Raw genomic sequence first — 26,501 nt, 5'->3', positions numbered from 1 at the left:
CTGTATCTGTGCGTGAATAATTTACTATCCCTCTCAACTCAGCAGGATTACCTGAAAGTAGAATTAAACATAAATTATTACACTTGCAGTTGTTGATAGTTAAAATTACCGTATATAAATCATGTTATTTGCCAATTCTTTAGAAAATCAACTCCAACAATGGAACGAAGTTATTAGTAAACAACCCAACAATCCTAATGCTTATGTCCGTCGGGGTATGGTGCAATTTCAGTTAGCAAAAATTGAGGAGTCAATTGATGATTTTGACACAGCAGAAAAGCTAGATGATCGAATTAAGCCATACCTTTGGCAACGAGGTTTATCTTATTATTATGCAGATAGATTTGCTGAAGGCGCTCAACAGTTTGAAATAGATTTAACGGTCAATTCCCAAGACGTGGAAGAAACAGTTTGGAGATATCTGTGCATGGCACGTTTAGTTGGTGTAACAGAGGCAAGAAATAACTTATTAACGGTGAAAAATGACCCCAGACTAATTATGCGTTCTGTCTATGATTTGTTTGCCGGATATTGTACGCCAGATGATGTATTCAACATTGGAAAAACAGAAGGTAATAAGGGTAAGTTTTACAGTCATCTTTATTTGGGACTATATTACGAAGCGGAAAATAATTTACCTTTAGCTCAAGAATATATAGTTAAGGCTGCTGATAAATATAAACTTGATGACTATATGTGGTACTTGGCGCAGGTGCATAAAAAGCTGCGGGGTTGGATTTAGTTGCTGGATTATTCCCTGAAAAAATAAAAACTCCACCCACGAGGGGATGGGGTATTAGACCAGATTCTCTCAACAACTGACCACTGACAACTGACTACTGACACGCAAAGTAAAATAAAATTAAACTAGTAGAAAATAACCTTTTATTAGCAATTTCTAATTATTAGTAATGATATCGCTATAATCCTGAAATATAGGGCTATTACCAGGCTGATTTCGGGTGTTTTCTCATGAAGTTAGATTTAATCAGGTTTTTTCAGGCGTGCAACCCTAGCAAGACTTTGGCTGTCAGCAAACCGGAGGATAGACAATATTACATTGATTTCTCTAAAGTGCGGGGTAGCAAGATTATTGACGAATTAGGGCGAACTATCACCAGGCTTTCCCCAGATGAACCTACTTGTCAGTTGTTTACTGGTCACATTGGTTGTGGGAAATCAACGGAATTACTCCGCCTGAAATCGGAGTTAGAACAGCAGGGATTTCATGTGGTGTACTTTGAGTCTAGCCAAAGCCTGGATATGGCTGATGTAGACGTGACAGATATTTTATTAGCTATAGCCCGTGAGGTGAGTCAAAGTCTAGAGGCAATCAAGATTAACCTCAAACCTGGATACTTCCAAAATTTGTTTACAGAAATTGTCGGTTTTTTGCAAACACCGCTAGATATTGGCGTAGAAGGGGAGTTATCTGTGGGGATTGGTAAAATCACCGCTAAAACTAAAGATAGTCCGAAACTGCGATCGCAATTACGACAATATCTAGAACCACGCACCAATGGTATTTTAGAGTCTATCAATAAAGAGCTACTACAACCAGCGATCGCAAAACTCAAGCTGCAAGGTAAAAAAGGATTAGTCGTCATCATTGACAATCTTGACCGTATTGATAATTCACTAAAGCCTACAGGTCAAATCCAGCCTGAATATTTATTTGTAGAACGCGGCGAACAGTTAAACCAACTAAGCTGCCATGTTGTTTATACAATTCCCTTAGTTTTAATATTCTCCAATGCTTTAGGTAGATTAACAAATCGCTTTGGTATTGACCCCAAAGTCCTACCAATGGTACCCGTCAGACTTCAGAATGGTACTAAATTTGCCCAAGGAATTAACCTGCTGCAACAGATGGTCATGGCCAGGGCGTTTCCTGGGGTAAGTTGGGAACAAAACCAAGCACTAATTACAGAGGTTTTTGACAGCCCTGAAACCTTAGATAGACTGTGCTTAGTTAGTGGTGGTCATTTACGTAATTTGCTGATGATATTATTTCGCTGTCTTCAAAAAGAAGACCCCCCCATTTCGCGGGAATGTCTAGACAGGGTAATTAAGCAACGCTGTAATGAACTTTCTTTAGCTATTACCCCTGATGAATGGGAAGTTCTTTACCAAGTAGCGCAAGATAAAAGCCTGAGGGGTCATGAAAAATATGAACTTTTGCTTCCCAGTATGTTTGTATTTGAATATCGGGATGAGGACGGTTCTTGGTTTGATATTAATCCGATTTTGGCAGAAGCCAAAGACTTTAAATTATAAGATGTTGTCTTTTTCATAAGATGAATAATCTACCTAATTCCCATAACTTAACCCCTGAGAACGAGCAGTCGTTACAAACTTTGGTAAGGGCAATTACTTTTTCCCAGGGAGAATTTTCTTTAATATTATTGCGTTGTAATTACGCAGCTTTGCGTAAACGCATTACCCAACAACTAAACCAAATTTCTCCAATTAAAATACATGAAATCACTTTACCAGAAACAGTAAAAACACTGTACACCAACATAAATGAACAATTAGGCGATGAACAACCACCCGCATTGATTGTCTTTGGCTTAGAGTCAGCTAAAGACATTGATACTGTCCTGACTGCGGCTAACCGAGTCAGAGAAGAGTTTAGAAAAAACTTTCCCTTCCCCATACTTATCTGGGTTAATGACCAAGTTCTCCAAAAGTTTATTAGATTAGCCACCGATTTAGAAAATTGGGCAACTATTATTGCATTTGAAAGTAGTACTAATGAATTAATTAGTTTTATTCAGAAAAAAACTGACGAAGTTTTTATAGGTGATTTAATTCCCAATCCACAAATTTGTTGGGAATTAAATCGAGGAATTCAAGATTTACAAAACCGAGGTAGAGAATTAAATCAAGTAATCCAGGCTAACTTGGAGTTTGTCCGGGGTTTACATGATTATTTGTACGATAATACAGACTCTGCTTTGGCTCATTATCAAGATAGTTTAGATTTTTGGCAAAAAAATCATAATTTGAAACGGCAAGGAATATTACTATTTAACATCGGGTTGACTTATGTAAGACAGGCGCAGAAAAATCAGATAGATGATCAGGACTGTTACCAAAAAGCTAGAAAATATCTTCAGCGATGTATTGCAATTTTAGAAAAAGGACACTTTGATAATTTAATCGCTAAGTATATTAATACCTTAGGGGAGGTATTAAGAAACTTAAATGCTTGGCCAGATTTATATAATCTAGCCCATAAATCCTTGAAACTACATAAAAATTATGGGCAATCTTTAAAAATAGCCCAATCTTATGGATTTTTAGCTGAAGTTTCTTTAGAAAGTTTTCAATGGTATGAAGCTAAAAAACTTGCTCAAAAAGCATTACAAAGACTGAAGAATATCTCAAATCAAAAAGTCCCTGAACGGAGTTTATATCTGTTTATTTTAGCCCGTTCTCAAAAGGAATTAAATGAGAGTACTGATGCTATTAGTAATTTATTGGCAGCTAAAAATGAAACCTGTGCTTACTATAATCCCAGGCTTTATATTAATATTTTAGAGATGTTAAGTAACGTCTACTTTGAACAAAGTCAATATTTAGCAGCTTTTCAAATTAAACAAGAACAACTACAAATTGAACAGCAGTATGGTTTCCGTGCCTTTGTTGGTGCATCTTATCTTAATCCTCAGCTTCAGGCGATTAATCCCGCCCAATTACAAGTATACAGAAAGGGAACAATTGCTCAAGAAATAGTTGCTTCTGGTCGAGAAAAGGATGTTCAACGTTTGCGAGAAAGGATTAGTAGCACTGAACATAAATTGACTGTCATTCATGGTCAATCAGGTGTGGGTAAAAGTTCTATTTTACAAGCTGGTTTAATACCTGCTTTGCAGGAAAAGCCGATTGCTGAACGTGATGCTTTACCTCTATTGTTACGAGTGTATACAGATTGGGTAGGAACATTAGGACAAAACTTAGCACAAGCTGTTGAAGAAGTTAGAGGCTATAAGTTATCTCATGATCTTAATTCAGCCCTAGCCATTAGAGAGCAATTACAGAAAAATTCTGAGCGCCATCTGTTAACAGTGTTAATTTTTGACCAATTTGAGGAATTTTTCTTCGTTTATACAGATAAAGCTAGCAGAAAAGCCTTTTACGAGTTTTTACGTTTTTGTTTGGATATACCTTTTGTCAAGATTGTACTTTCGTTGCGGGAAGATTATTTACATTACTTACTAGAGTTAGAACGATTATTTAATTTGGGGTCAATTAATAATAATATTTTAGATAAAAATATTCGCTATTACTTGGGTAATTTTACCCCAGCAGATGCCAAAGCTATTATTCAAAACCTGACAGAAAAAACACACTTTTACCTAGAACCTAAACTCATAGATAAGCTAGTTGAAGATTTATCATGCCAATTTGGGGAAGTGCGCCCCATTGAATTACAGATTGTGGGGGCGCAAATGCAAACAGAAAAAATTAATACTCTGGCAAAATATTGTCAGTTTGGTACTAAAGAAAAATTAGTAGAAAGGTTTTTAGAAACAGTTATTAGAAATTGTGGTTCTGAAAATGAACAAATGGCGCGCCTGGTACTATATTTACTCACAGACGAAAACGGTACTCGTCCTCTCAAAACTCGGACTGATTTGGCATCAGATTTAAAACCAGAGGTAAAAACATTAGATTTAATCTTAGAAATTTTTGTGAAGTCTGGATTAGTGTTACTTTTACCAGAAGTACCAGCAGATCGCTATCAATTAGTACATGATTATTTAGTCCCGTTCATTCGTCAACAGCAGGGAAATGAGTTATTGGCAGAACTCGAACAAGAACGGGAACAAAGAAAACAGATTGAACAAGAGCTAGAGCGGGTGGAAACCATACTAACTCAAGTCAACGCAGAATTAGAAAAACAACAAATTGTCCTCAGAGAAGTACAAGCAGGGACAACCTTAGAACAGGAAGGAGTCAGCGCTTTACGTCAGTTCGATTTTGCACAATTAGACTCCCTTATGTCAGCAATGCGGAGTGGAAAAGCTTTGCAAGCTTTAGTCAAAGATGGTCGCTCTCTGGTAAAGTACCCAGCAACTAGTCCATTACTAGCTTTGCAGACGATTCTAGACAATATCCAAGAGCGTAATCAGTTCCAAGGGCATCAAGGCTGGGTCAGGAGCGTCAGTTTTAGTCCTGATGGTGAGTATATCCTTACGGCTTCTGATGACTGTACCGCCAGATTATGGAATCTTCAAGGCAAGCAATTAATTTCATTACAAGGGCATGAAGATACAATCTGGAGTGCCAATTTCAGCCCTGATGGCAAATACATGGCGACTGCTTCCTCTGACCGGACAGCCAGGTTATGGAACTTTAGGGGTCAACAATTAGCTAAAATTCAAGGGCATCAGGGCTATGTGCGGAGTGTGAGTTTCAGCCCTGATGGTAAGTACATCGCCACTAGTTCTGATGACCGCACAGCTAGGTTATGGAATTTTAGCGGTCAGCAGCTAGCGCAATTTTTAGGGCATCAAGGAACCGTTTGGTGTGTCAGTTTTAGCCCTGATGGTAAACACATTGCCACAGCTGCTGATGACCGAATAGTCCGGTTATGGAACCTCAAGGGTAAATTGCTCGTCCGCTTCCCAGGACATCAAGATTGTGTTTGGGATGTAAGTTTTAGCCCCGATGGTCAGTATATTGCTACCGCCTCCTCTGACGGTACAGCCCGATTATGGAACCTAGCCGGGGAACAGATAAGCCGATTTCGCGGCCATCAGGATGTGGTTTGGAGTGTGCGTTTTAGCCCCAATGGTAAATATATCGCTACCGCTTCCTCTGACCGTACCGCTAGGGTTTGGAATCTCAATGGTCAGCAACTAGAGCAATTCCCAGGACATCAGGACTACGTGCGAAGTGTGAGTTTTAGCCCTGATGGTAAATATATTGCAACTGCATCTTCTGACCGTACAGTCCGATTGTGGCACCTAAACAAGCAGCAATTCCCCCCATTTAGAGGACATCAGAGTACAGTGAGGAGCATAGATTTTAGCCCTGATGGGCAACAGGTCGTTACGGCTTCTGATGACCGGACGGTACGTTTGTGGAATATTCAAGGTGAGGAGCTTTTACAGTTCCTTGGACATCGAGGAAAAGTTTGGAGTGTGAGTTTTAGCCCCGATGGTAAATACATTGCTACTACTTCCTCTGACCGGACGGTGCGATTATGGGATGTTACAGGGCAGATGCTTCAGCAATTCCCAGGGCATCAAGGTACAGTTTGGAGTGTGAATTTTAGCCCTGATGGCCAGCATATCGCTACTGCTTCTTCTGACTTGACGGCTAGATTATGGAGTCTTGATGGTCAGGAGTTGATGCGATTTAAAGGGCATGATAAATGGGTGCGATATGTGAGTTTTAGTTGTAATGGAGAGCATCTTGCCACTGCGGCTGATGACTGTACAGCTAGATTGTGGAATCTCCAGGGACGACAGGTGGGGCAATTCTTGGGGCATCAAAGTACAGTTTGGAGTGTGAATTTTAGCCCTGATTGTCAATATCTCGTGACTGCTTCGGAAGACCATACAGCCAAGTTGTGGAATCTGGATGGGCAAATACTCACCGAATTTAGAGGACATCAAGCCCCCCTAAAAAGTGCAGTTTTTAGTCATAATGGGCAGTATATCGCCACTAGTTCCGACGATCGCACCGTTCGGTTATGGAATCTTAACGGACAGCAACTAGCCCAATTTAAAGGACATAAAGGTGCAGTCAGGAGTATTAGTATTAGTCCTGATGATCAGTATATTGCCACGGCTTCTGACGATCGCACTGTGAGATTATGGCCGATAGAAAATTTAGACCAACTACTGGCGCGTGGTTTCAATTGGCTACAAGATTATCTAGAGAATAACACTCATGTCACAGAGAGCGATCGCCGTCTGTGCGAGATATTAAAGTATTGATTGGGGCGCGATCGCTTTATGGGAAAATACTATAGGCGATCGCTAGTGGCAATTAACTATACTTCCACAGGGTTTTTGACTTTTTGATGTTGTCCAGTGGCAATTAACCATTTACCACCGGAAGGTGCTAAAGTGACACCGCGTCGGGTGGGTTTGACTGGATAGTTATCAACTAATGCTAAATCCATATTTGCTAATACTGTTGCCAAAACCAATTTCATTTCATACAAGGCAAAAGCCATACCGACACAGCGACGGTTACTGCCACCAAATGGTAGATATTCATATAATGAATACTGCTTTTCTAAAAACCTTTCTGGCTTAAACTCTTGCGGTTGGGGATATAAATCTGGTCGGCGGTGCATTAAATAAATGCAGCCTACAAGCATTGTTCCTGGTGCAAATTGATGACCACCAATTTCTAAAGTTGTCTTGACAATACGCGGAATGGTCACCATCGCAATGGGATAAATGCGTAGTGTCTCCTGACAGACAGCCGTTAAATAAGGTAGGCGAGTAATTTCATTTACGTCCCTATTGTCGCCAAAATTATCTAACTCAGCCAGAAGTTTCTCTCGTACTTGCGGTAATTTGTGAATCCAGTATAAAGCCCATGTCAAAGCTGAGGCGGTAGTTTCATGACCTGCGACTAACAACGTCATCAATTCATCCCGCAATTCAACATCAGTCATGGCTTCACCATTTTCATCCCGCGCTGCCATCATCAATGACAGGATATCAGTGCGGGATGGGTCTGGATGATCTCTGCGGTCTTGAATTTCGGCGTAAAGTAGTTGGTCAATTGCCGCTCTTTGACGCAAGAAGTGACCCCAAGGACTCCAGCGACCTAAGTCTATCTGCAATGCAGGCAAGAAGGATAGGGTAGAACGTAAGGCAGAACCACTCAAATCTAAGATGTCACACAAGCGTTTTTGTAGTTGGGTGTAACGTTCTCCCTCACGCAAACCAAAAACAGCTTGTAAAATCACTCGCAATGTGATTTCCTGCATGGAGTCGCGCACAGAGAAGGGTGCGCCTAATTGCCATTTACTAATAACTTCTTTGGTGATGTTAGTAATGATATCGCCATAAGCCCTCATGCGATCGCCATGAAAAGGCGGCGTTAACAACTTACGCTGACGCTGGTGAGTTTCTCCAGACAGCAACAGTAAAGAATTTTCTCCTAGTAAAGGTTGTAAAACTTGGGCTGTTCCTCTAGCGTCTAATTGTTCTAATGGAGTAGTAAAAAGTTCTTGAATTGCTTGTGGGTTACTCAAAAATACTATTGGTCGTTTGTTTGTCAGCCATAGTGTAAAACAATCCCCATGAGCTTTGGCAGATGCTTCCATTAGTTGCAATGGCTGGTAAATCCACTGCACTAGCTGCATAAATCTTGGTATCTTTGGACTGTCTGGAAGTTTCATAACAAATGCTCCTTTCGGTACGATCCTAACTAAGCTAACAGAAGTAGAAATTAATATAAGTCATCTTCATGATATCTATCTGTAGATCATTTATACAAATAGGCGATCGCTTCTAAAATAGCCTAGCCATCCAGATTCTTTATACATCATTTATATGATAGATATTTATATTCTTGACCTATTTGTAATTGGGCTACTTTTGCTCATCGTTACATTAGGTTCTGGTTGGATTGCGCGCTTACCTTTATCTTTTGCTTTGATATATCTTTTAGTGGGAATCATTCTTGGGCCTTATGGCTTTGGGTTGATACAACTACGCCGAGATGATGTATTTAATGCAGATTTATTGGAAAGAATCACAGAATTTGTTGTCATTATTTCCGTTTTTAGCTGTGGATTAAAAATTATCCATCCCAGGAGACGTAGAGTGTGGGATATTACCGCACGCCTCATTGGTTTCTTAATGCCCATTTCTATTTTTGCTATAGCAATTGTCGCTAAATTATTTTTAGGCATGAATTGGGGCGAAGCAATTTTATTAGGAGCCATTCTTGCCCCCACTGACCCAGTATTAGCATCGGAGGTTCAACTAACAGATATTAATGATAAAGATGAGCTACGCTTTGGTTTAACTTCTGAAGGTGGGTTAAATGATGCCCTAGCGTTTCCTTTTGTCTATTTTGGACTTTTTGCTATTAAAGATGACAACTGGAACACCTGGTTTAAGCAGTGGGTAGCCATTGATTTAGTTTGGGCGATCGCTGCTGGATTAATTATGGGTTTTGTTGTTGCTAAAGCTATTGTATGGATTGACCAAAAAATCCAGAAGCGCCGTTCTGCCGATGCCTTGATGGAAGACTTTGTGGCTCTCAGTGCAATTTTGTTAACTTATTCTCTAACAGAAGTTGTCAACGGTTATGGATTTTTAGCAGTATTTATTGCGGGATTAGTTTTTCAAGACACCTATAGAAACCCAGAAAGACCACTGGCACAATTAGAATTTATTGAACGACTAGAAAAGCTTTTAGAAGTTGGCACCATATTATTATTAGGTTCCATATTACTATGGCAACCAATAGTTAACTATGGCTATCAGTCTTTAATAGTAATTATTTTCCTATTTTTAATTATTCGACCTATTGGAGCCTGGATTAGCACCATTGGCAAACGTCCTTTAGCATCCCATCGCCGCCGCTTTCATCCTGCCACTCGCTGGTTATTTGGCTGGTTTGGTATTCGTGGCGTTGGTTCCTTATATTATCTTGCCTATGCTTTTGGTCATGGTTTGAAAGATGGAGTGGGGGAAGAAATAGCTTGGATAACTTACACTACGATTGTAGTTTCTGTCGTTATACATGGCATATCTGCTACGCCATTAATGAGTTGGTACGAACGCAATATTGCTAATGAGAAAAAAACTTCTTTGCCTGAAACTTTAAGTGATTTAGAGTAACATCTATGGGTAATTCGTAATTATCAATTTTATAGTTTTTTAGTTGAAATTAAATATGTTATCATTTTTGACCGAACTAGTATGAGTGGTCAAAGAGGGGGTAGAAGAGCAGAGAAAAAATTCTTACTCAGTACCCAGCACTCATGACTCAACTCTCAGCTTTGAGAATCTCCTCATCTACAGAAAAATCGATTTCTGATTTATCGCGTCCACTTGCTACATAATCGTTTTCATAAGCGTCAGCCAACCCAGAAATTAAATCATATTGGGGTTGCCAATTTAATTCTGTCTGTGCTTTGTTGACCGAAGCAAAGAAATGTTGCACTCGCATAGGGAAGGCTTTGCGTTTGCCAAAATCAAATTTCTTCGGGTCGTAATGGACAATTTTCAGATCATCGGCTGATTTTCCCAAGGCTTGGGCGCAAGCACGAGCTAAACCATCAAACGTGACATAGCGATCGCCAGAAATATTATATACTTGCCCAATGGCCTGTTTATTACCAATCACTTGTGACATCGCCGTTGCTAAATCTTTAACATGACCTAGCTGAGTGATATGTAACCCATTACCTGGAATTGGCAGGGGGCGATCGCGTACAATCCGATCAAAGAACCAGCTTTCTAAATCATTGTAGTTACGTGGGCCGTAAATGTAGGTGGGACGAATCGAAGTGAAGGGTGATCCTGTTTGCTGTAAATAAGCTTCCGTCTCGTGCTTACCCTTGTGGCGACTTTTGGGGTCTACCTTATCCCCTTCTATGTGGGGTAGCTGGTCAGATTTGAGATAAACCCCCGCAGAACTCATATAAACAAAATGCTGCACTCTACCTTGGAAAATCTCCGCCAAGGGTTGAGTATCTGTTAATTCCCGGCCGTTATTGTCAAAAACGACATCAAAATTTTCTGCTGATAATTTTTCTTTGAGCTGCGTGGCATCCGTGCGATCGCCTATAATTTGTCCTACTCCCTGTAAAGCTGGTAACGGTCGATTACCACGATTGAAAAGTACTACCTCATGTCCTTGTTCAACCAGGATTTGCGTCAAATAGACACCAATGAACCTAGTACCACCCATTATTAAAATTCGCATAAATTACCCATTGCTATGTTTTTGAGGGAATGGTGAGCCAGCGCGTTCTTGGGGGTTTCCCCCATTAGCGACTGGCGAACCCCGAAGGGGAGACTGGCGACTGGTGACTGGGAAAAGACATAAGAATAAAGAAAATATTATTCCCTTACTCAACCCCTAGTACCCAATCCCCAATCCCTGATTTGAGGTTATCAGGTTGCTGTATCCTTCTGGAACCTCTCCTCACAGAAGTACGTCTGTATTTTTTATCTGAAGCGCTTTCCATTTCTTGCTTGTAAAGGGAAATTTGACCTGAAAAAATCCTGACTTTAAAAGTCAGTTTCCCATAGAGTAATTTTTTCCGTGGCTTCAAGGCTGGAGGGGTTTAATTTGCTTCTTGCTTACTCCCTCTCTCTGCCTCCTGCCTCCTTTAATTTCTACACCTTAAAGTTAGTTAGCTGTGCCATTGAAATATGCTCTTGTTCATGAGTGGCTGACACCAAAAGCCACCGGCGGTTCAGAACTCGTTGTCAAAGAAATTCTGCATCATATCGATGCCGATTTATACGCTCTCATCGACTTTGAGTCTAACAATCCTGAAAGTTATTTGTACCAACGTCAGATTGGCAAGACCTTCCTCCAGCACTTTCCCTCGGCCCGTAATGGTATCCAAAAATATCTACCATTTTTACCCCTGGCAATCGAACAATTGGACTTGCGCCAGTATGACGTAATCTTGTCCTCATCTCATGCTGTTGCCAAAGGCGTATTAACCACTGCTGACCAGTTACATATTTGCTATTGCCATAGTCCCATGCGCTACGCCTGGGACTTAACCTTTGATTATTTGCGTTCCAGCCCAATGGGGAATGGTGTTGCGGGATGGGTGACTCGATACTTATTACATCGTTTACGCCAATGGGATGTGTTAAGCGCCAATCGAGTAGATTACTTCATTGCCAATTCCCATTACACAGCTAGGCGTATATGGCGCTGCTATCGGCGAGAAGCCAAAGTTATTTATCCGCCGGTGAATGTCGCAGAATTTCCATTTTTACCTCACAAAGAGGATTTTTATCTCACAGTTTGCCGATTGGTGAGTTATAAACAGGTATCCCTAATTGTGAAAGCGTTTAACCAATTGCAGAGGCCATTAGTCATCATTGGTACAGGTTCAGAAATGAAACAGATTCGCCAGCTAGCTAATTCTAATATTCAAATATTAGGTTGGCAACCTGATGATGTAGTCAAAAAGTATATGGCCAAAGCCAAGGCTTTTGTCTATGCTGCCTGTGAAGATTTTGGTATAGCTTTAGTAGAAGCACAAGCTTGTGGTACTCCGGTAATTGCCTATGGTATCGGAGGTGCCACGGAAACAGTTAGGGATGTACGATCTTATAAAGATACAGGAACAGGTATATTTTTTAAAATGCAAACTCAAGCAGCTTTGGTGGAGGCAGTAGAAAAATTTGAAATGTATCAAGATGCTCTTGACCCTGAGTATATGCGATCGCACGCTGCCGAGTTTTCCCCGCAAAACTTTGCCAAGCGCTATCTAGATTTTTTAGACCAGTGCCATCAACAAAAGCCTAATTTAGCAGGTTAGGCAGAATTTTTTGTAATTCTTTTGTATGCTTTTGGCAATTTAACCCCAGAAGCACATCCTTTTGGCTTTAAGATTGGGACTATGTGTGGTGTGGATTATTAAGGAGTATGATGACTGCCCAGAGTTCACTCCTCTCCGGCAAACGACGCTTACGGCAAGATGCTAGCTCGTCTATGCGTTCTACAGTCAAGCGTGGTCAAAAAACAAAGACACCTAAAATCAAACCCAAAGGTTTGTCTTTGCAAGGTATCAACGGAGAGTTTGCGAAAAGACTTTTCGATATTGTGTTTTCTTTATTGGTGTTGATCCTCTTCTCACCAGTCTATTTAATTCTGGCCTCGCTGATTGCTTTAAGCTCAGAAGGCCCAATTTTTTATGTCCAAGAAAGAATCGGCCAAAACTACAAACCCTTTAATTGTATTAAATTCCGGACAATGGTCAGCAACGCTGACGAAGTCCTCATGCAAATGATGGAAACATCGCCACAGTTGCGACAGGAATTTGAAAGTAGTTTTAAGCTCAAAAAAGACCCCAGAATTACTAAAATTGGTCAATTTTTACGAATTACCAGCCTGGATGAGTTTCCCCAATTCTGGAATGTTTTAAAAGGAGATATGAGTGTTGTTGGCCCGCGCCCTTTAGTAGCAGAAGAATTACCAAAATATGGTGATCACATCGAACAAGTTCTAACAATTCGACCAGGAATTACTGGATTATGGCAAGTTTCAGGAAGGAATGATATTCCCTATCCCCGACGAGTACAAATCGACTTGCATTATGTCAAGTCTAGGACTCTCTGGTTGGACTTATGGATTATATTGAAAACAATTGATGTGGTAATCATGCCCAAAAATAACGGAGCATACTGACGAAAAAAGATTTTTTTACTAGGGGGCATTATTTCCCCCTTCACACAAATAATATTATTTTCCTCCGGACAATATATTTCTGGTAATTGGTAATCATAAATTGGTATTAGAAAAAATTCACCTATTTCCTATTAGCTATTACCAATTACCAACTACTGAGCTATTAGTTATTATTAACTATGTGAACCAAGTTTTGTGACTTATCCTAATCTAGACATAGCCAATATTCATTCATCTTCAATATTAGATTAATTCCAACTTAATAAAAGTGACATTTGTGTAAAGTTTTGGCCAAGAAAAATCTTGGTAATATCCCTAAGAAAAAGGGTAAAGTGCCTTAAAAAACTTGACTTGTGAGTCTTAAAGCTGAGTTGCCAGAAAAAACTGCTCTTTATTAAGTATATTTATTTACGATACAATCCGGGTACTCTTTAAAACGCGTAAGTTTACCGTTAGGCAATTTATTCATTACCTGCTAGGTTGTATCAATTGACCTGCGAAAATTTCATCACCGACAAAAAGGAATAAACAAAGCATGAACCAAAACAAGCGAGCATTAATAACTGGGATTACTGGTCAAGATGGTTCATATTTAAGCGAATTTCTCATAGAACAAGGTTATGAAGTTCATGGTATTATTCGCCGGACTTCCACATTCAATACAGACCGTATCGATCACATTTATGAAGATCCCCATCAAGAAGGAGCCAAGTTATTTCTTCACTACGGTGATTTAACCGATGGTACAACGCTGCGCCGAATTCTTGAAGAAGTTCAACCAACAGAAATTTACAACTTAGGCGCTCAATCTCACGTACGAGTAAGCTTTGATTCGCCAGAATATACAGTAGATGCCGTAGGTATGGGAACACTACGGTTACTAGAAGCAATCCGTGACTACCAACGACGCACAGGCATTCAAGTACGTTTTTACCAAGCTGGTTCTTCGGAAATGTATGGCTTAGTGCAAGCTGTACCCCAAAGCGAAACTACACCATTTTATCCCCGTAGCCCTTATGCTTGTGCCAAAGTTTATGCCCACTGGCAAACAGTCAATTACCGGGAATCTTACGGTTTGTTTGCTTGTAATGGCATACTTTTTAACCATGAATCACCTCGTCGCGGTGAAACTTTTGTTACCCGCAAAATTACTAGAGCTGTTGCCCAGATTGTTGCCGGCAATCAGAAAAACATCTATATGGGTAACCTTGATGCCAAGAGAGATTGGGGTTATGCCAAAGATTATGTCCGCGCCATGTGGTTGATGTTACAGCAAGAACAACCAGATGATTATGTAATTGCTACAGGAGAAACCCACTCAGTACGTGAATTTTTAGAGTTGGCGTTTGGCTATGTAAATCTTAACTGGCAAGATTATGTAGAGTTTGATGAGCGTTATCTGCGTCCGGCGGAAGTAGATTTATTGATTGGTGACCCCACGAAAGCACAACAAAAATTGGGATGGAAGCCTTCTGTCACCTTTAAAGAATTGGTGGCATTAATGGTAGAAGCCGATTTGCAAGCTTTAGGTCAGACTTCACCTAATGGCAATACTTCAATCCTACCGCAGGATATTGCTACTATTCGTCAACAACTGGGTGTACTCCACTTCTGATTAATTCTTGCCAAGGATGAAAGTATGACCGCCTTAGAACTAAAAAATAAACGGATTCTTGTCACTGGTGGGGCAGGGTTTCTAGGTCGTCAGGTAATAGATCAGCTGTGTCAAGCTGGAGCTGATACGGCGAAAATTAGTGTACCGCGATCGCGTGATTTAGATTTACGTGTTTGGGAAAATTGCCAACGCGCAGTAGATCAACAAGATATTATTATCCACTTAGCTGCTCATGTAGGTGGGATTGGACTTAACCGGGAAAAACCCGCAGAGTTGTTCTACGATAACTTGATTATGGGTACTCAATTAATCCATGCTGCCCATCAAGCTGGAGTAGAAAAATTTGTGTGTGTGGGTACAATCTGTGCTTATCCCAAATTTACCCCAGTACCATTTAAAGAAGACGACCTGTGGAACGGTTATCCAGAAGAAACTAATGCTCCATATGGAGTTGCTAAAAAAGCTCTTTTAGTTCAATTACAATCTTATCGTCAGCAGTATGGCTTTAATGGTGTTTACTTGCTGCCAGTAAATTTATATGGGCCGGAAGATAACTTTGACCCTGGTAGTTCTCATGTCATCCCAGCTTTAATTCGCAAGGTCTATGAAGCCCAAGTTAGGGGTGACCAAGAGCTGCCAGTTTGGGGTGATGGTAGTCCTACCCGCGAGTTTCTCTATTCTGAAGATGCAGCGCGGGGTATCGTTATGGGAACTCAATTCTACAATGACTCCGAGCCAGTCAACTTGGGAACTGGTTACGAAATCTCCATCCGCGATTTAGTTACACTCATTTGCGAATTGATGGAATTTAAAGGTGAAATTGTTTGGGAAACCGATAAACCCAACGGTCAACCACGGCGTTGTTTGGATACCGAACGAGCGAAGCAAGCTTTTAATTTCACAGCCCAAGTAGACTTTAAACAAGGCTTGAAAAATACCATTGATTGGTATCGACAAAATGCTGCTTAAGTAATGGGTAATGGGTAATGGGTGATGGGTAATGGGTAATGTTTTTGTCACCTGTTCCCCATCCTCAGCACCCCATACCCCATCTTTGAATTTGCGCCCAGTGAACGACCATCAATTATTAACTAAATCTCAATTACGCCGGAGTTTAATTAAAACTCGACAGTCTATGTCGGTTGAAGAATGGCGAGAAAAGAGCGATCGCATTTCGTATCTATTACAATCATCCACTCTTTTTACCCAAGCAAAAACAGTACTTGCCTATTTCAGCTTTCGTCAAGAACCTGATATTAGCTCCTTATTTGCCCATACTCACCACCGTTGGGGATTTCCTCGCTGTGTTGATCAATCCCTGAGGTGGCATAGTTGGATACCTAAAGATTCCCTAAATATCAATGCTTATGGTATCAAAGAGCCTGAACCACAAGCGCCAACCATAGACCCTGAGGAAGTTGATTTAATTCTCGTTCCCAGCGTTGCTTGTAACTATCAAGGATACCGTTTAGGCTACGGTGGGGGATACTACGATCGCCTACTGAGTTCTCCAGAATGGTCAAAAAAGCCGACTATCGGAATTGTCTTTGATTTTGCCTATTTGCCTCAATTGCCCAAAGAAAATTGGGATCAACCGTTACAAGCAGTCTTGACAGAAACATCTTTTCATGTTAATAGTTAACGGCTAACTGTCAACCGTCAACGAACAGAATGAATTGGAAAACGCAAAATTCACCCTGGCGAACGTTGGTAATTTATGGTTTATTAGGTGCGATCGCCTTAATCACTCTCTTCCCTCTGTTGTGGCTCATCAGCACTGCTTTAAAATCACCTACAGAAAATATTTTTCAGTCTCCACCGCAGTTATTACCAAGTCAACCGACTGTAGATAATTTTTTTAAGGTGTGGAATTCTCTACCATTTGGACAATATTTATATAACAGTACTTTAGTCTCTGTACTGACTGTAGGGTTAAATCTGTTATTTTGCTCCTTAGCCGCTTACCCCTTAGCAAGGCTATCATTTTCGGGGAGGGACTGGATTTTTGTGGCGATCGTATCTACGATTATGATTCCCTTCCAAATCGTTATGATACCACTGTACATTTTGACTGTGCAGTTGGGCTTACGCAATACTTATCTCGGTATGATGTTTCCTAGCTTGGCTTCTGCTTTTGGTATTTTCCTCTTAAGGCAAGCTTTTATGGGTGTTCCCAAAGAAATAGAAGAAGCTGCCAGGATGGATGGTAGTTCGGAGTTAGGCTTGTGGTGGCATATTATGTTACCTGCTGTGAGACCAGCATTGGTAACTCTGGCTATCTTCGTATTTATCGGCGCTTGGAGTGACTTTTTGTGGCCGTTGATTGTGATTCAGGATGAGAATTTGTATACCTTACCTTTGGGTGTAGCTAAACTGGCGGGGACGTTTTCCCTTGATTGGCGTTTGGTTGCGGCTGGTTCCGTAATTGCGATCGCTCCTGTACTAGTATTATTTCTTATACTACAGCGTTACATCGTAGAAACAGATATTGGCAGTGGTGTGAAAGGTTAACTAACAAGCACCGCTTTTTTTTAGCACTACCCACACGGTTTTCAATATCAGACTGAGGTCGTAAGTTATAGACCATTTACGTTGATAATCTAAATCCATCTGTACGATAGTTTCAAAATCTTTAATATTGGAACGACCTTTAGTTTGCCATTCTCCCGTCATTCCTGGTTTAACCCGTAATCTTTCCCAGTGGCGTGGTTCATAATGAACGACTTCATCAGGTGTGGGTGGACGGGTTCCCACTAAACTCATATCCCCTTTCAAAACATTCCAAAATTGGGGAAACTCATCTAAGCTGGTACGACGCAAAAATCTACCCATAGGGGTGATACGTGGGTCATTCACCGACTTAAATATGTGACCCTGAGCTTGGTTTTTTACCAAATGCTTCACTTTATCGGCGTTAACCACCATAGACCGGAATTTCCAAATGCGGAAATGTCTGCCGTTTAGACCGCAACGAATTTGAGAATAAAATATGGGGCCAGGATCATTAATAATAGTAAGTATAGCAATGGGAACTGTGATAATAGCTGCAATTATCAGTCCCACAATAGCACCGATAATATCAATTAATCTTTTTCTAATGCTAATAGTTGAATAGTGTACAGGCTGTTGTAAAAAGTCCGCATTCATTGGATGATTCACAATAGCTAATCTATCCATAGTAAAATGTTCCGGCTTAGGCGTAAAATCAGGTACGGACATGACTGTAAAGTAAAATTTTCAGTTTTTGGTCAAATAAATTATTCTATGCTAGGTGTAAATATACACAAAAAGTCACTGGCATTAGAAATTTACTGCCCGGAGTTCATACAATCTTTTAATTTGACTGAGGCATTTTAAGTTTTGGTTATATTTTAATTAAGTATATTCATTAAAATATAGCGGCGATCGCTGCACCATAGATCAGTACTAGTCACAACTAGCTCACATAGCTGAATAATTTTTGGTTCAGTCTCCACCTTGGCAAAATTTTTTTGTCAAACTGAGGTAATTTTTTGATATATGGAGTCAGGATTTATTGTAATCTTGATAAACTATGACGCTTTTAAATTACACACTCACTTGTATAGTTTGTCGATAGTTGATGGTTGACAGTTAACCGTCAACTGTCAACGGCCAACACGAAAAAATGTGCAAGTTAAAGCAAAGGTAGCTTCAGGCTTCTTTTGTTTTCCTTGCCTACTGCCAATCAATTTAGCAACTGTGGGTAACACAATAGGTTAATTTACTATTGACCAATCGTTACTAAGAAGGCTAAAGTGTCAGCTTTAATGTCTTGAGTTTGCAGTGGAACTATTTGCATCTGCAAACGTCTCGATGTCAGAAAATAGGCAAAAATATCACCTTCCCACAGCACTTTCCGGAAAATTAAAAAAACACCGGAAAATATTGCAAATAATCTCTGTAGCTCCTCACAATTCACACGCATGAAGTCACCTTTTCTCTTACTCGGACTCATTAGCACAATTCTTTTATCTACTCCAGCAAATGCAGCTCGCTTAGAATCATGGAAATTTGATCCTAATCGGAATCAACTAAATATCACGACTGATTCAGAAGTTAAGCCCAGAGCTTTTTTAATTAATAATCCAGACAGAATTGTCATCGACTTACCAGGAACAACTTTCAAAGCTAATACTCAACGTAAAAATTTCGGAGCCGCCGTGCGAGAAATTCGCATTGGTAAGGTTGAGAACAATACTGCCAGAATCGTGGTGGAGTTAGCACCAGGTTATACAACTTCTCCCGACAAGTTAGTAATTAAAGGTGACTCTGCCTCACATTGGATTCTCAATTTCTCAGCTATTAAGAAGGACGCTGATAATACAGAAACAAGTGAAGAAAAAATCTCAATTCCTGTAAGTAATAATTTGGAATTTGCAGGTGTTGTTCCTTTAAGTAGAGAAATATCACAGCTAGATTCTCAAATTAAACAATTGATGAATCGCTACAGTTCTCTCTCAGCCGGAATGTTTTTCTTAGATATGGAAACTGGTGAGTACCTGGATATCAATGGTGAAAAAACATTTGCCGCAGCCAGCACAATTAAATTTCCGATTCTCATTGCTTTGTTTGAAGAAATTGATGCTGGTAGAATTAACCCCAATGAAACTTTGGTAATGCGGCGTGACCTGATGACCGGTGGTTCGGGAACAATGCAATATAGAAAAGCAGGCAGTAAATTTAAGCTGATGGAAACTGCCAGCAAAATGATGATTATCAGTGATAATACCGCCACGAACATGATTATTGACCGATTAGGTGGTAAAAACCGATTGAATCAAAGATTTCGCAGTTGGGGATTACAAAATACAGTCATTCGCAATTTACTAGGAGATTTCAAGGGAACTAACAAAACTAGTCCTAAAGATTTAGTAAGATTAGCTGCTTTGATTTCCAACAATAAGTTGCTAAGTGCTACCAGCAACTCACAGGTTATGGACATTATGAGTCGCTGTAAAAATAGAAGCTTGTTGCCCGTAGGACTGGGTAAAGGTGCAGTCATAGCCCATAAAACAGGGACTCTTGGAAGAGTTTTAGGAGATGCAGGAATTATCCAAACACCCTCTGGTAAACGTTATTTGGCAGGTATCATGGTGGCCAGACCTTTTGGTGATGCTAGAGCTAAAGCGTTCATCAATCAAGTTTCTCGCCTAGTATATGGCTATCTAGACCAACCAACATCGGCCAGAAATTTTTGATTATAGCTTCATAGGATATGAGGTAGTAGGGGTGTTGTTGTGCGCCCCTACTGTTATCTCTTTCAGGACTTACGCAACTCGCACAATATTAGGGTGCATTAGATGAGGAATATCCTCTAATGTGTACGAAATTATTAGGGCTGACGCACCCTACAGTTAGTTTAATTATGACGCTTGCATAAGTCCTATCTTTATTGCAAAGATGATTAAAATCGCTATAATCGCCGTTCTTTTTCTAAAGCCTGAAGCAGGCTATCTACATATATTTCCAACTCAGAACTTCGTCTTTGGGTTGATTCAATAATAGGTGGGCTATCAGGAAAATTCACTACATAACCACCGACTGGAATACCTAAAGGTTTTAAGTGACTACCTGCTAAATAACTCTGGAAATCTGTTGGTGGCTTTTTGAAAACATTGATAAACCAGTCACCCGTTGACTTAGCAATATTATCTGATTTGAAGCGAATCAATCCCAGAAGATTAAAGAGATTAGTAGCTTGAATTAAAGCATAAGTTTCTTGAGGGCTGGGTTTAACACCCCAGCCTAATTTATCAATAATATTTGCCAAAAATTTGGGAACTGCACTATCAGTACCAGTATTGACAGGAGCCAAAAGTATAGATGTTTGTCCTTTGATGAAGAGGCTTTTAAAGAAAGTTCTGTTAATACTTGGGTCTTCCATTCTATCCCAGTAAGTATCTGGCTCATACCCAAGATAATATTTAATTAATTGGGTTGCTTTAGCACGTTGTTGCTTGAGATCATTGATGAGGATTTCTAGGTTTTCGACAATAACTTGAATTTTGCGTTCATTTTTCGCCTGCTCTGATGGGTTTGATGTTTTGGCTACTATATCACCAATAAATTCTTCCAATTCTTTGCGCTCTCTTGGTAATGCTGAAAAAGCCTCCAAAAGAGCAACATACTTACAGCCAATGCTATGTCCTATCCATGAAAATTTCCGATCATTTAAATATACTTGATAATCATAATTAGCAAGTTTTGCCATTCTAATTAACTCTGGGGCAATTTCGTATTCTTCCCTGATTAAAAACCCTGCTTCTGCATAATGATTAAAGGTAAAATTAAAAGGTAGAAGAATAATAGTGTAGCCGTTATCAAATAGATATTGTAATAAATAGCGATAGAATAGCATGGGGACAAAAGTACCGAAGAAAGCCCCACCAATAAATTGAATGACACCTTTGGGTTTTGGATGTAAAGCCACCCAGCTATGAGAAACAGGTTGAAACCTCAGTTTTGCTTTCATAATTTTTATACCTGATAAACACAACAAATTGAAGGCATCCTCAAGATTGAGAAGACCATAATTAAATTGAATTGTCCATAAGTACTTCTGCAAGTATGAAACTTTAGTTCATGATGATTACTAAAGTTGAATTCAGAGGTAAAAATATTTACTTTTGTCCGGCAATTGACTTACAACATCATGCTTAGATTAAGTGAGAATACCAAATTTTTGCGATTATTACCTACAACTTATATAGGAATCATATTTGATTTTTGAAAATATCTAAGTATCTGTAGGGTGGGCAATGCCCACCAAAACCATGATACGGTGGGCATTGCCCACCCTACGTATATTTCAGAAATCAAATACTAGTTCTATATCTGTTGATTCTCAGTATAGAGAGTAGACCAAATATAGATGAAATTCAATTCGGCAAAGAATTTATCTCACTTTCGGGTTGACTGATATCGCCTCATCAAATTGTAATTTTTATACCAAATATGAAATTAGTAGCATCAAATTACAAGCGGCATAGGCGAAGCATTATCATAGACATCGCTTAGTTTATTGCCTGACTCCTTACATAACTACTTTACGAACAAGTCTTGATACAACGGCAGAGTTCGTTATTCCTAAAGCTTGTTCATAAACCTATGTAGTTAGTTTTGGTTCAGAAACTTAAAACCCAATGAATTACCCGATGAGAAAGCTCCTCTTTGCTACAATCACCTAAATTTATTTTCCAAATTGGTATTGCTGAATCTTTATCTCAAAATCTTTTTGAAGCAGATTTTGACCATTGCTTAACTTTGTGTCTCTTCAATAGACTGCTGTGATTTAAGCTGAGAAGCTATTAAGGGGACTTTTGGGGCGAGAAAAAAACCAATCAAGCTCGCAAAAAGGATTGGTGTAAAAGGGCTAAAATTAGTCAGTTTTGATAACAACAAAGTTGTACTTATAGGTGTGCGTGTTACTCCTGCATTAAGAGCTGACATTGTACATATCATAGCTAGTGCAGGATTCAACCCCGGAATTAAAATTGCAATTGCTTTGCCAACACAAGCACCAGTAAAAAATAGGGGAATAATGAAACCACCACGCCACCCACCAGTGACCGTTAGACTGATTGATGCCATCTTACCCAAAGCTAAAATCAAGAGAAAAACAACTGAAAAATTAGTAGTTAGAACTGACTCTAATTCTTCATGTCCGAAATAGCGGGTTAGGGGTAAGAAGATGGCTAAAGTGCCTAAGCCCAATCCTGCTAAGGTGGTGCGTACATAGACAGGGACGGGAAGCATCGCCAATAATCTGTCACAGGTGCGAAAAATGGTCATAAAAATCCAGCCTGCAACAGCGCCGATGATTCCGAATAGGATAGCCCAAGCAAAATCATCCATGTTCTCTAAATTGTATTTGGGAAAATGCCAAGTGGGGGCAATTCCCAAATGAGTAATTAAGGCAAATACTAGATAACTCGCGCAACTAGAAACAATAGCTGGCATTAAAGCTTCATAGTATTCGACGATATGCTGATGGTGAAGGATTTCTAGGGCAAACATCGCTCCACCTAATGGTGCGCCAAACAAGGCAGTAAAGCCAGCAGCCATTGCTGCTAGACTCATGGATCTCATATCTTCTCCCTGGAGACCGAGGCGATCGCCTACCCATGTACCAAAAGAACCTGTAACTTGTACTAATGGCGCTTCTGGGCCTGCACTGCCCCCACCAGCTATACTCACCAAAGAGGCAAGAATCATCGCTGGATTTTTTCGTATATCCAAGCGCCCGCCACGAAAATGGATATTATCAACAATGACAGCAATTTCTCCAGGATTGCCTAAAAAGTGGATTACCAAGCCAACAATTAATCCAGCTATTGGCATAACTATTAGCAGACTCACACTCTCAAACCTCTCCAGTTGGTGAGTCATCAGTTCTAAAACATTCCAGTACAAACCAGCAAATAGACCACAAACAGTTCCCACCATTACCCAGCGTAAAACCCATCGTGAAATTAGTAGAGGATTACGTCTTACCAGACCAAAAAGTTGTAAAAACTTCCAGCGTTGAGCTTGGTTTGTGGGAGTACGCTTATTCGGTAGCACTGTTGATTCCCTAGCTAAATGAATCAAATGTTATAGATTCTTGACATTTATTATACTAATGTAGAAGGTAGGACAAAATACATACAAACTGACCAAAATTTTAAATAATTTGCAACCAGCTTTGCTACAAACCTGAGCAATGTTCTTTACTGATGACAATACAGGCTCAAAAGCTCTGCTTGGCTCAAATAAGTTTCATCCCTCACCAGGTTTGTTAACCTATCGAGTACATATCTGCTAATTCTTTCAATTTAAAAAGATTGATTCTTGGCTTATGTTCTCACCGCCTTTGGTTGAATGATAGCAGTACAGGAACTTTAATTAAGGTAGGTATTGAGCAATGGTACGTTTAAAACCGTGGCAGTGGGTGGTATTGGCAATGCCGATCGCCTCCATCATGATTTTCTTGCTAGTATCCGCAGGGATGCAGATTCATACTTGGGGAATAAGTTGGATTTGGGCTGTGTTTACCTTGGTATTTGTGGCTTGGCGTTGGTTGTTGGTGAAATGGACACAACCAGCCATTCGGCAAATAGAAGCTGCATTAGCCGAAGTTAAAGAAGAACTCAAATCTGCGGTGGAGGACACAACACCAAGCGTCAGCAGTGATAAGACACGACAAATAGAAGCAGCTTTACAAGAAATTATCACAATTGCCCAAGGCGATCGCCCGATTTGGGAAGATTGGACAACATTTTGGCAAAGATGTCAAGATTTAGTGAGAGCGATCGCCCTGATTTATTATCCCCAGGTGCAGTATCCCTTATTGAATATCTACGTCCCCCAAGCTTACGGATTGATTCGGGGAACAGTCGATGACTTAGATCAGTGGATGCAGAAGTTATCACCAGCACTCAATCAGGTAACAATTGGGCAAGCATACCAAGCATACGAAGTGTATCGCAAACTAGAACCATCGGCGCGAAAAGTCTGGCGTGCATGGAACTGGGCGCAGTGGTTGTTAAATCCTGTGGCTGCTGCTGCTAACCGGGCAACTAAGGGAACAACTAATCAAGCAAATCAGCAATTATTGGTGAATTTAGGGCAATTACTGCGGGAAGCCGCCTTAAACAACTTGTGTCGCCAGGCGATCGCTCTCTACAGTGGAACTACAGTAAATATCTCCACAGCTACCATTTCTACCCCAACCCTATCTAAAACCAAAACTCAAACACTAGAAAACATCCTCGCACAAGCCCAACCAGTCGAGAAAGTTGCCCAGAAACCCGTAAATATTTTACTGGCAGGAAGAACGGGAGCAGGAAAAAGCAGTTTAATTAATACAATCTTTCAAAGTAATTTGGCAGAAGTGGATGTGTTACCCAGCACCGCCGAGATTCAAAATTACCACTGGCAAACCCAAGATGGGGAAACCTTGAATCTCTTAGATACACCAGGATACGAACAAGTTAAACGGGGCGATTTACGAGATTTAGTATTAGAATATGCCACCAAAGCCGACTTATTACTGTTAGTCACCCCTGTACTTGACCCAGCTTTACAAATGGATGTGGACTTTCTGCAAGAAATTAAAGCCACAGTTGCAGACATCCCCGCGATCGCTGTGGTTACCCAAGTAGATCGCCTGCGTCCCATCCGTGAATGGCAACCGCCTTATGATTGGGAATTGGGTAACAGACCGAAGGAAATTGCCATCCGCGAAGCTACGGAGTATCGTGCTAACTTGTTAGGAGACTTTTGTAATCTAGTCCTACCCGTTGTCACCAGCGATACACAAACAGGTAGACTTGCTTGGGGAATAGAAGCGTTATCCTGGGGATTAATCCAGGCGATCGCCCCAGCTAAACAACTCAGACTCGCCCGCTTCTTGCGTAACCTAGAAGCCCGTACTGTGGCGGCTGCCAAAATCATTGACCACTACACCTTACAAATGGCAACCACCCAAGGATTGACAGCATTACTCAAAAGTCCAGTGCTTCAGTTCATTTCTACCATTTCCACTGGTTCCCCAACTTTAGCTTACCTACTAGCAGAACAAATCCCCGTGGAACAGTTACCCATTGTCATTGGTAAACTGCAAATGGCTTATGATTTATTCTCACTATTAAAAACAGAAGAATCCAGCACCCTCAACTTTGATCTATTGTCTCTGTGGCCACTACTTTTAGAAAACCCCACCACACCAGACCGTAACGCTTGGGCTTTTGGTCATGCAGTAGTTGAATACTGGACTCAGAATCTCACGGTTGAACAATTGCGGCAGCGTTTCGACTATTATTTACAGCAGGTTTGAGATTAACTAAAGAATTGTTTCAGCTTGAATTTCTCGAATAATTGTCAGAACTTCATCTTCTGATTGAATATACCGTGCTAACACTTGAGCAGTTGATTCAAGTACACGCTCAGAAAATAATTTAGCTAAGTCTTGCCGCAAACTCTGCCCAATGTAAAACTTGAGTAGAGCTTCAACTGTCATATCTCGACTAGCTGCAACTTTTTTGAGCGATTCTAATGTATCCGTTGGTATTTTTATTGACACTGTTTCTGTTGCACGGGCTTTTAAATGTAGTTGCAGTTCTTCATCAGGCTTGTTCATATAGTTTTCTTTCTGTGCGAGTAGCTGGACGGGCGGAGATAATACGTGTTCGACTACCACGGGCTAGATAAACTACGAGCAATAAACGTTGAGCAAGAGAATAACCTAAGATGAAATCACGTTGTTCGTTATTAGCAGTAGCATCACCTATTTGGTAAAAAGGGTCAAAGAAAACTTCTGCGGCTTCTTCAAATGTAACACCATGCTTTTCTATGTTACTTTGGGCTTTATTTTCGTTCCATTCAAATTCAACACCTTGTATACGATAAACAATATCCATTTTCCATGAGTGGGGATATATTTAATATTTAAAGCTTTGCCAAGGGAATTACAGATAAAAAATATCCAAAATTTAGGTGCGTCAGTGCC

Annotated in this window: 20 protein-coding genes; 12 read left to right on the top strand and 8 right to left on the bottom strand. The window is 40.2% G+C overall.

Annotated elements, in window-relative coordinates; all coding sequences use genetic code 11:
• Positions 1 to 121 precede the first annotated feature (121 nt).
• The 3 genes from ACM5QX_RS02090 to ACM5QX_RS02080 all read left to right on the top strand — a co-directional run bounded on the left by ACM5QX_RS02090 (position 122) and on the right by ACM5QX_RS02080 (position 6,956).
• Positions 122 to 742: a tetratricopeptide repeat protein gene (locus ACM5QX_RS02090; protein ID WP_414752161.1), complete on the top strand. Its 621-nt coding sequence runs from the start codon at positions 122 to 124 to the stop codon at positions 740 to 742.
• 230 nt (positions 743 to 972) lie between these two features.
• Positions 973 to 2,277: a P-loop NTPase fold protein gene (locus ACM5QX_RS02085; protein WP_414752160.1), complete on the top strand. Its 1,305-nt coding sequence runs from the start codon at positions 973 to 975 to the stop codon at positions 2,275 to 2,277.
• 20 nt (positions 2,278 to 2,297) lie between these two features.
• Complete coding sequence (locus tag ACM5QX_RS02080; protein ID WP_414752159.1) at positions 2,298 to 6,956, top strand: hypothetical protein; 4,659 nt, start codon at positions 2,298 to 2,300, stop codon at positions 6,954 to 6,956.
• A gap of 56 nt (positions 6,957 to 7,012) precedes the next feature.
• On the opposite strand, the gene ACM5QX_RS02075 is transcribed toward ACM5QX_RS02080, so the two are convergent.
• Positions 7,013 to 8,380: a cytochrome P450 gene (locus ACM5QX_RS02075; RefSeq protein ID WP_414752158.1), complete on the bottom strand. Its 1,368-nt coding sequence runs from the start codon at positions 8,378 to 8,380 to the stop codon at positions 7,013 to 7,015.
• A 154-nt stretch (positions 8,381 to 8,534) separates the two neighbouring features.
• On the opposite strand from ACM5QX_RS02075, the gene ACM5QX_RS02070 reads away from it, so the two are divergent.
• The gene (locus tag ACM5QX_RS02070) at positions 8,535 to 9,833 is read left to right on the top strand and encodes a cation:proton antiporter (protein WP_414752157.1); all 1,299 of its coding nucleotides are present in this window, start codon (positions 8,535 to 8,537) and stop codon (positions 9,831 to 9,833) included.
• Between the two features lie 148 nt (positions 9,834 to 9,981).
• Here the strand turns inward: ACM5QX_RS02070 and ACM5QX_RS02065 are convergent, their stop codons facing one another.
• A complete protein-coding gene (locus ACM5QX_RS02065) occupies positions 9,982 to 10,923 on the bottom strand; it encodes an NAD-dependent epimerase/dehydratase family protein (RefSeq protein ID WP_414752156.1) in 942 nt (313 codons plus the stop codon).
• 439 nt (positions 10,924 to 11,362) lie between these two features.
• Here ACM5QX_RS02065 and ACM5QX_RS02060 point away from each other — a divergent pair, with 439 nt between their 5' ends.
• The 6 genes from ACM5QX_RS02060 to ACM5QX_RS02035 all read left to right on the top strand — a co-directional run bounded on the left by ACM5QX_RS02060 (position 11,363) and on the right by ACM5QX_RS02035 (position 17,503).
• Complete coding sequence (locus ACM5QX_RS02060) at positions 11,363 to 12,508, top strand: glycosyltransferase (protein WP_414752155.1); 1,146 nt, start codon at positions 11,363 to 11,365, stop codon at positions 12,506 to 12,508.
• A gap of 110 nt (positions 12,509 to 12,618) precedes the next feature.
• Positions 12,619 to 13,377 carry a sugar transferase gene (locus tag ACM5QX_RS02055; RefSeq protein ID WP_010998957.1) on the top strand — a complete coding sequence of 253 codons (759 nt, stop codon included), beginning with the start codon at positions 12,619 to 12,621 and terminating at the stop codon, positions 13,375 to 13,377.
• A 535-nt stretch (positions 13,378 to 13,912) separates the two neighbouring features.
• Positions 13,913 to 14,992 carry a GDP-mannose 4,6-dehydratase gene (gene gmd / locus ACM5QX_RS02050; RefSeq protein WP_159368352.1) on the top strand — a complete coding sequence of 360 codons (1,080 nt, stop codon included), beginning with the start codon at positions 13,913 to 13,915 and terminating at the stop codon, positions 14,990 to 14,992.
• Positions 14,993 to 15,016: 24 nt separating this feature from the next.
• Positions 15,017 to 15,961, top strand: a complete 945-nt coding sequence (locus ACM5QX_RS02045) for a GDP-L-fucose synthase family protein (RefSeq protein ID WP_011318887.1) — start codon at positions 15,017 to 15,019, stop codon at positions 15,959 to 15,961.
• Positions 15,962 to 15,992: 31 nt separating this feature from the next.
• Positions 15,993 to 16,634, top strand: a complete 642-nt coding sequence (locus ACM5QX_RS02040; RefSeq protein WP_414752154.1) for a 5-formyltetrahydrofolate cyclo-ligase — start codon at positions 15,993 to 15,995, stop codon at positions 16,632 to 16,634.
• 29 nt (positions 16,635 to 16,663) lie between these two features.
• Entirely contained in the window at positions 16,664 to 17,503 is an 840-nt protein-coding gene (locus ACM5QX_RS02035; RefSeq protein WP_414752153.1) for a carbohydrate ABC transporter permease, read from the top strand.
• On the opposite strand, the gene ACM5QX_RS02030 is transcribed toward ACM5QX_RS02035, so the two are convergent.
• Both ACM5QX_RS02030 and ACM5QX_RS02025 read right to left on the bottom strand, forming a co-directional pair.
• Entirely contained in the window at positions 17,504 to 18,169 is a 666-nt protein-coding gene (locus ACM5QX_RS02030; RefSeq protein ID WP_414752152.1) for a sugar transferase, read from the bottom strand. It abuts the gene before it with no gap.
• A 568-nt stretch (positions 18,170 to 18,737) separates the two neighbouring features.
• Positions 18,738 to 18,938, bottom strand: coding sequence for a hypothetical protein (locus ACM5QX_RS02025; protein WP_041456192.1), 201 nt, complete (start codon positions 18,936 to 18,938; stop codon positions 18,738 to 18,740).
• Here ACM5QX_RS02025 and ACM5QX_RS02020 point away from each other — a divergent pair.
• Positions 18,937 to 20,211: a serine hydrolase gene (locus tag ACM5QX_RS02020; RefSeq protein WP_414752151.1), complete on the top strand. Its 1,275-nt coding sequence runs from the start codon at positions 18,937 to 18,939 to the stop codon at positions 20,209 to 20,211. The genes ACM5QX_RS02025 and ACM5QX_RS02020 overlap by 2 nt on opposite strands.
• Before the next feature lie 215 nt (positions 20,212 to 20,426).
• Here ACM5QX_RS02020 and ACM5QX_RS02015 read toward each other — a convergent pair whose 3' ends face one another.
• Both ACM5QX_RS02015 and ACM5QX_RS02010 read right to left on the bottom strand, forming a co-directional pair.
• On the bottom strand, positions 20,427 to 21,485 hold the full coding sequence (locus ACM5QX_RS02015) for a DUF1350 family protein (protein ID WP_414752150.1): 1,059 nt from the start codon (positions 21,483 to 21,485) through the stop codon (positions 20,427 to 20,429).
• A 785-nt stretch (positions 21,486 to 22,270) separates the two neighbouring features.
• Positions 22,271 to 23,575, bottom strand: a complete 1,305-nt coding sequence (locus ACM5QX_RS02010) for a chloride channel protein (protein WP_414752149.1) — start codon at positions 23,573 to 23,575, stop codon at positions 22,271 to 22,273.
• 340 nt (positions 23,576 to 23,915) lie between these two features.
• Between ACM5QX_RS02010 and ACM5QX_RS02005 the strand changes: the two genes are divergently transcribed.
• On the top strand, positions 23,916 to 25,829 hold the full coding sequence (locus ACM5QX_RS02005; RefSeq protein WP_414752148.1) for a GTPase family protein: 1,914 nt from the start codon (positions 23,916 to 23,918) through the stop codon (positions 25,827 to 25,829).
• A 6-nt stretch (positions 25,830 to 25,835) separates the two neighbouring features.
• On the opposite strand, the gene ACM5QX_RS02000 is transcribed toward ACM5QX_RS02005, so the two are convergent.
• Both ACM5QX_RS02000 and ACM5QX_RS01995 read right to left on the bottom strand, forming a co-directional pair.
• Positions 25,836 to 26,132: a hypothetical protein gene (locus ACM5QX_RS02000; RefSeq protein WP_414752147.1), complete on the bottom strand. Its 297-nt coding sequence runs from the start codon at positions 26,130 to 26,132 to the stop codon at positions 25,836 to 25,838.
• Positions 26,119 to 26,412, bottom strand: a complete 294-nt coding sequence (locus ACM5QX_RS01995; protein ID WP_414752146.1) for a BrnT family toxin — start codon at positions 26,410 to 26,412, stop codon at positions 26,119 to 26,121. Before ACM5QX_RS01995 ends, ACM5QX_RS02000 begins: the two co-directional genes overlap by 14 nt.
• Positions 26,413 to 26,501 lie beyond the last annotated feature (89 nt).

The sequence above is a fragment of the Anabaena sp. CCY 9910 genome, assembly GCF_963920875.1.
In the GTDB taxonomy this organism is placed as follows: Bacteria; Cyanobacteriota; Cyanobacteriia; order Cyanobacteriales; family Nostocaceae; genus Trichormus; species Trichormus variabilis.
This window is presented reverse-complemented; position numbering and strand designations above follow the sequence as displayed.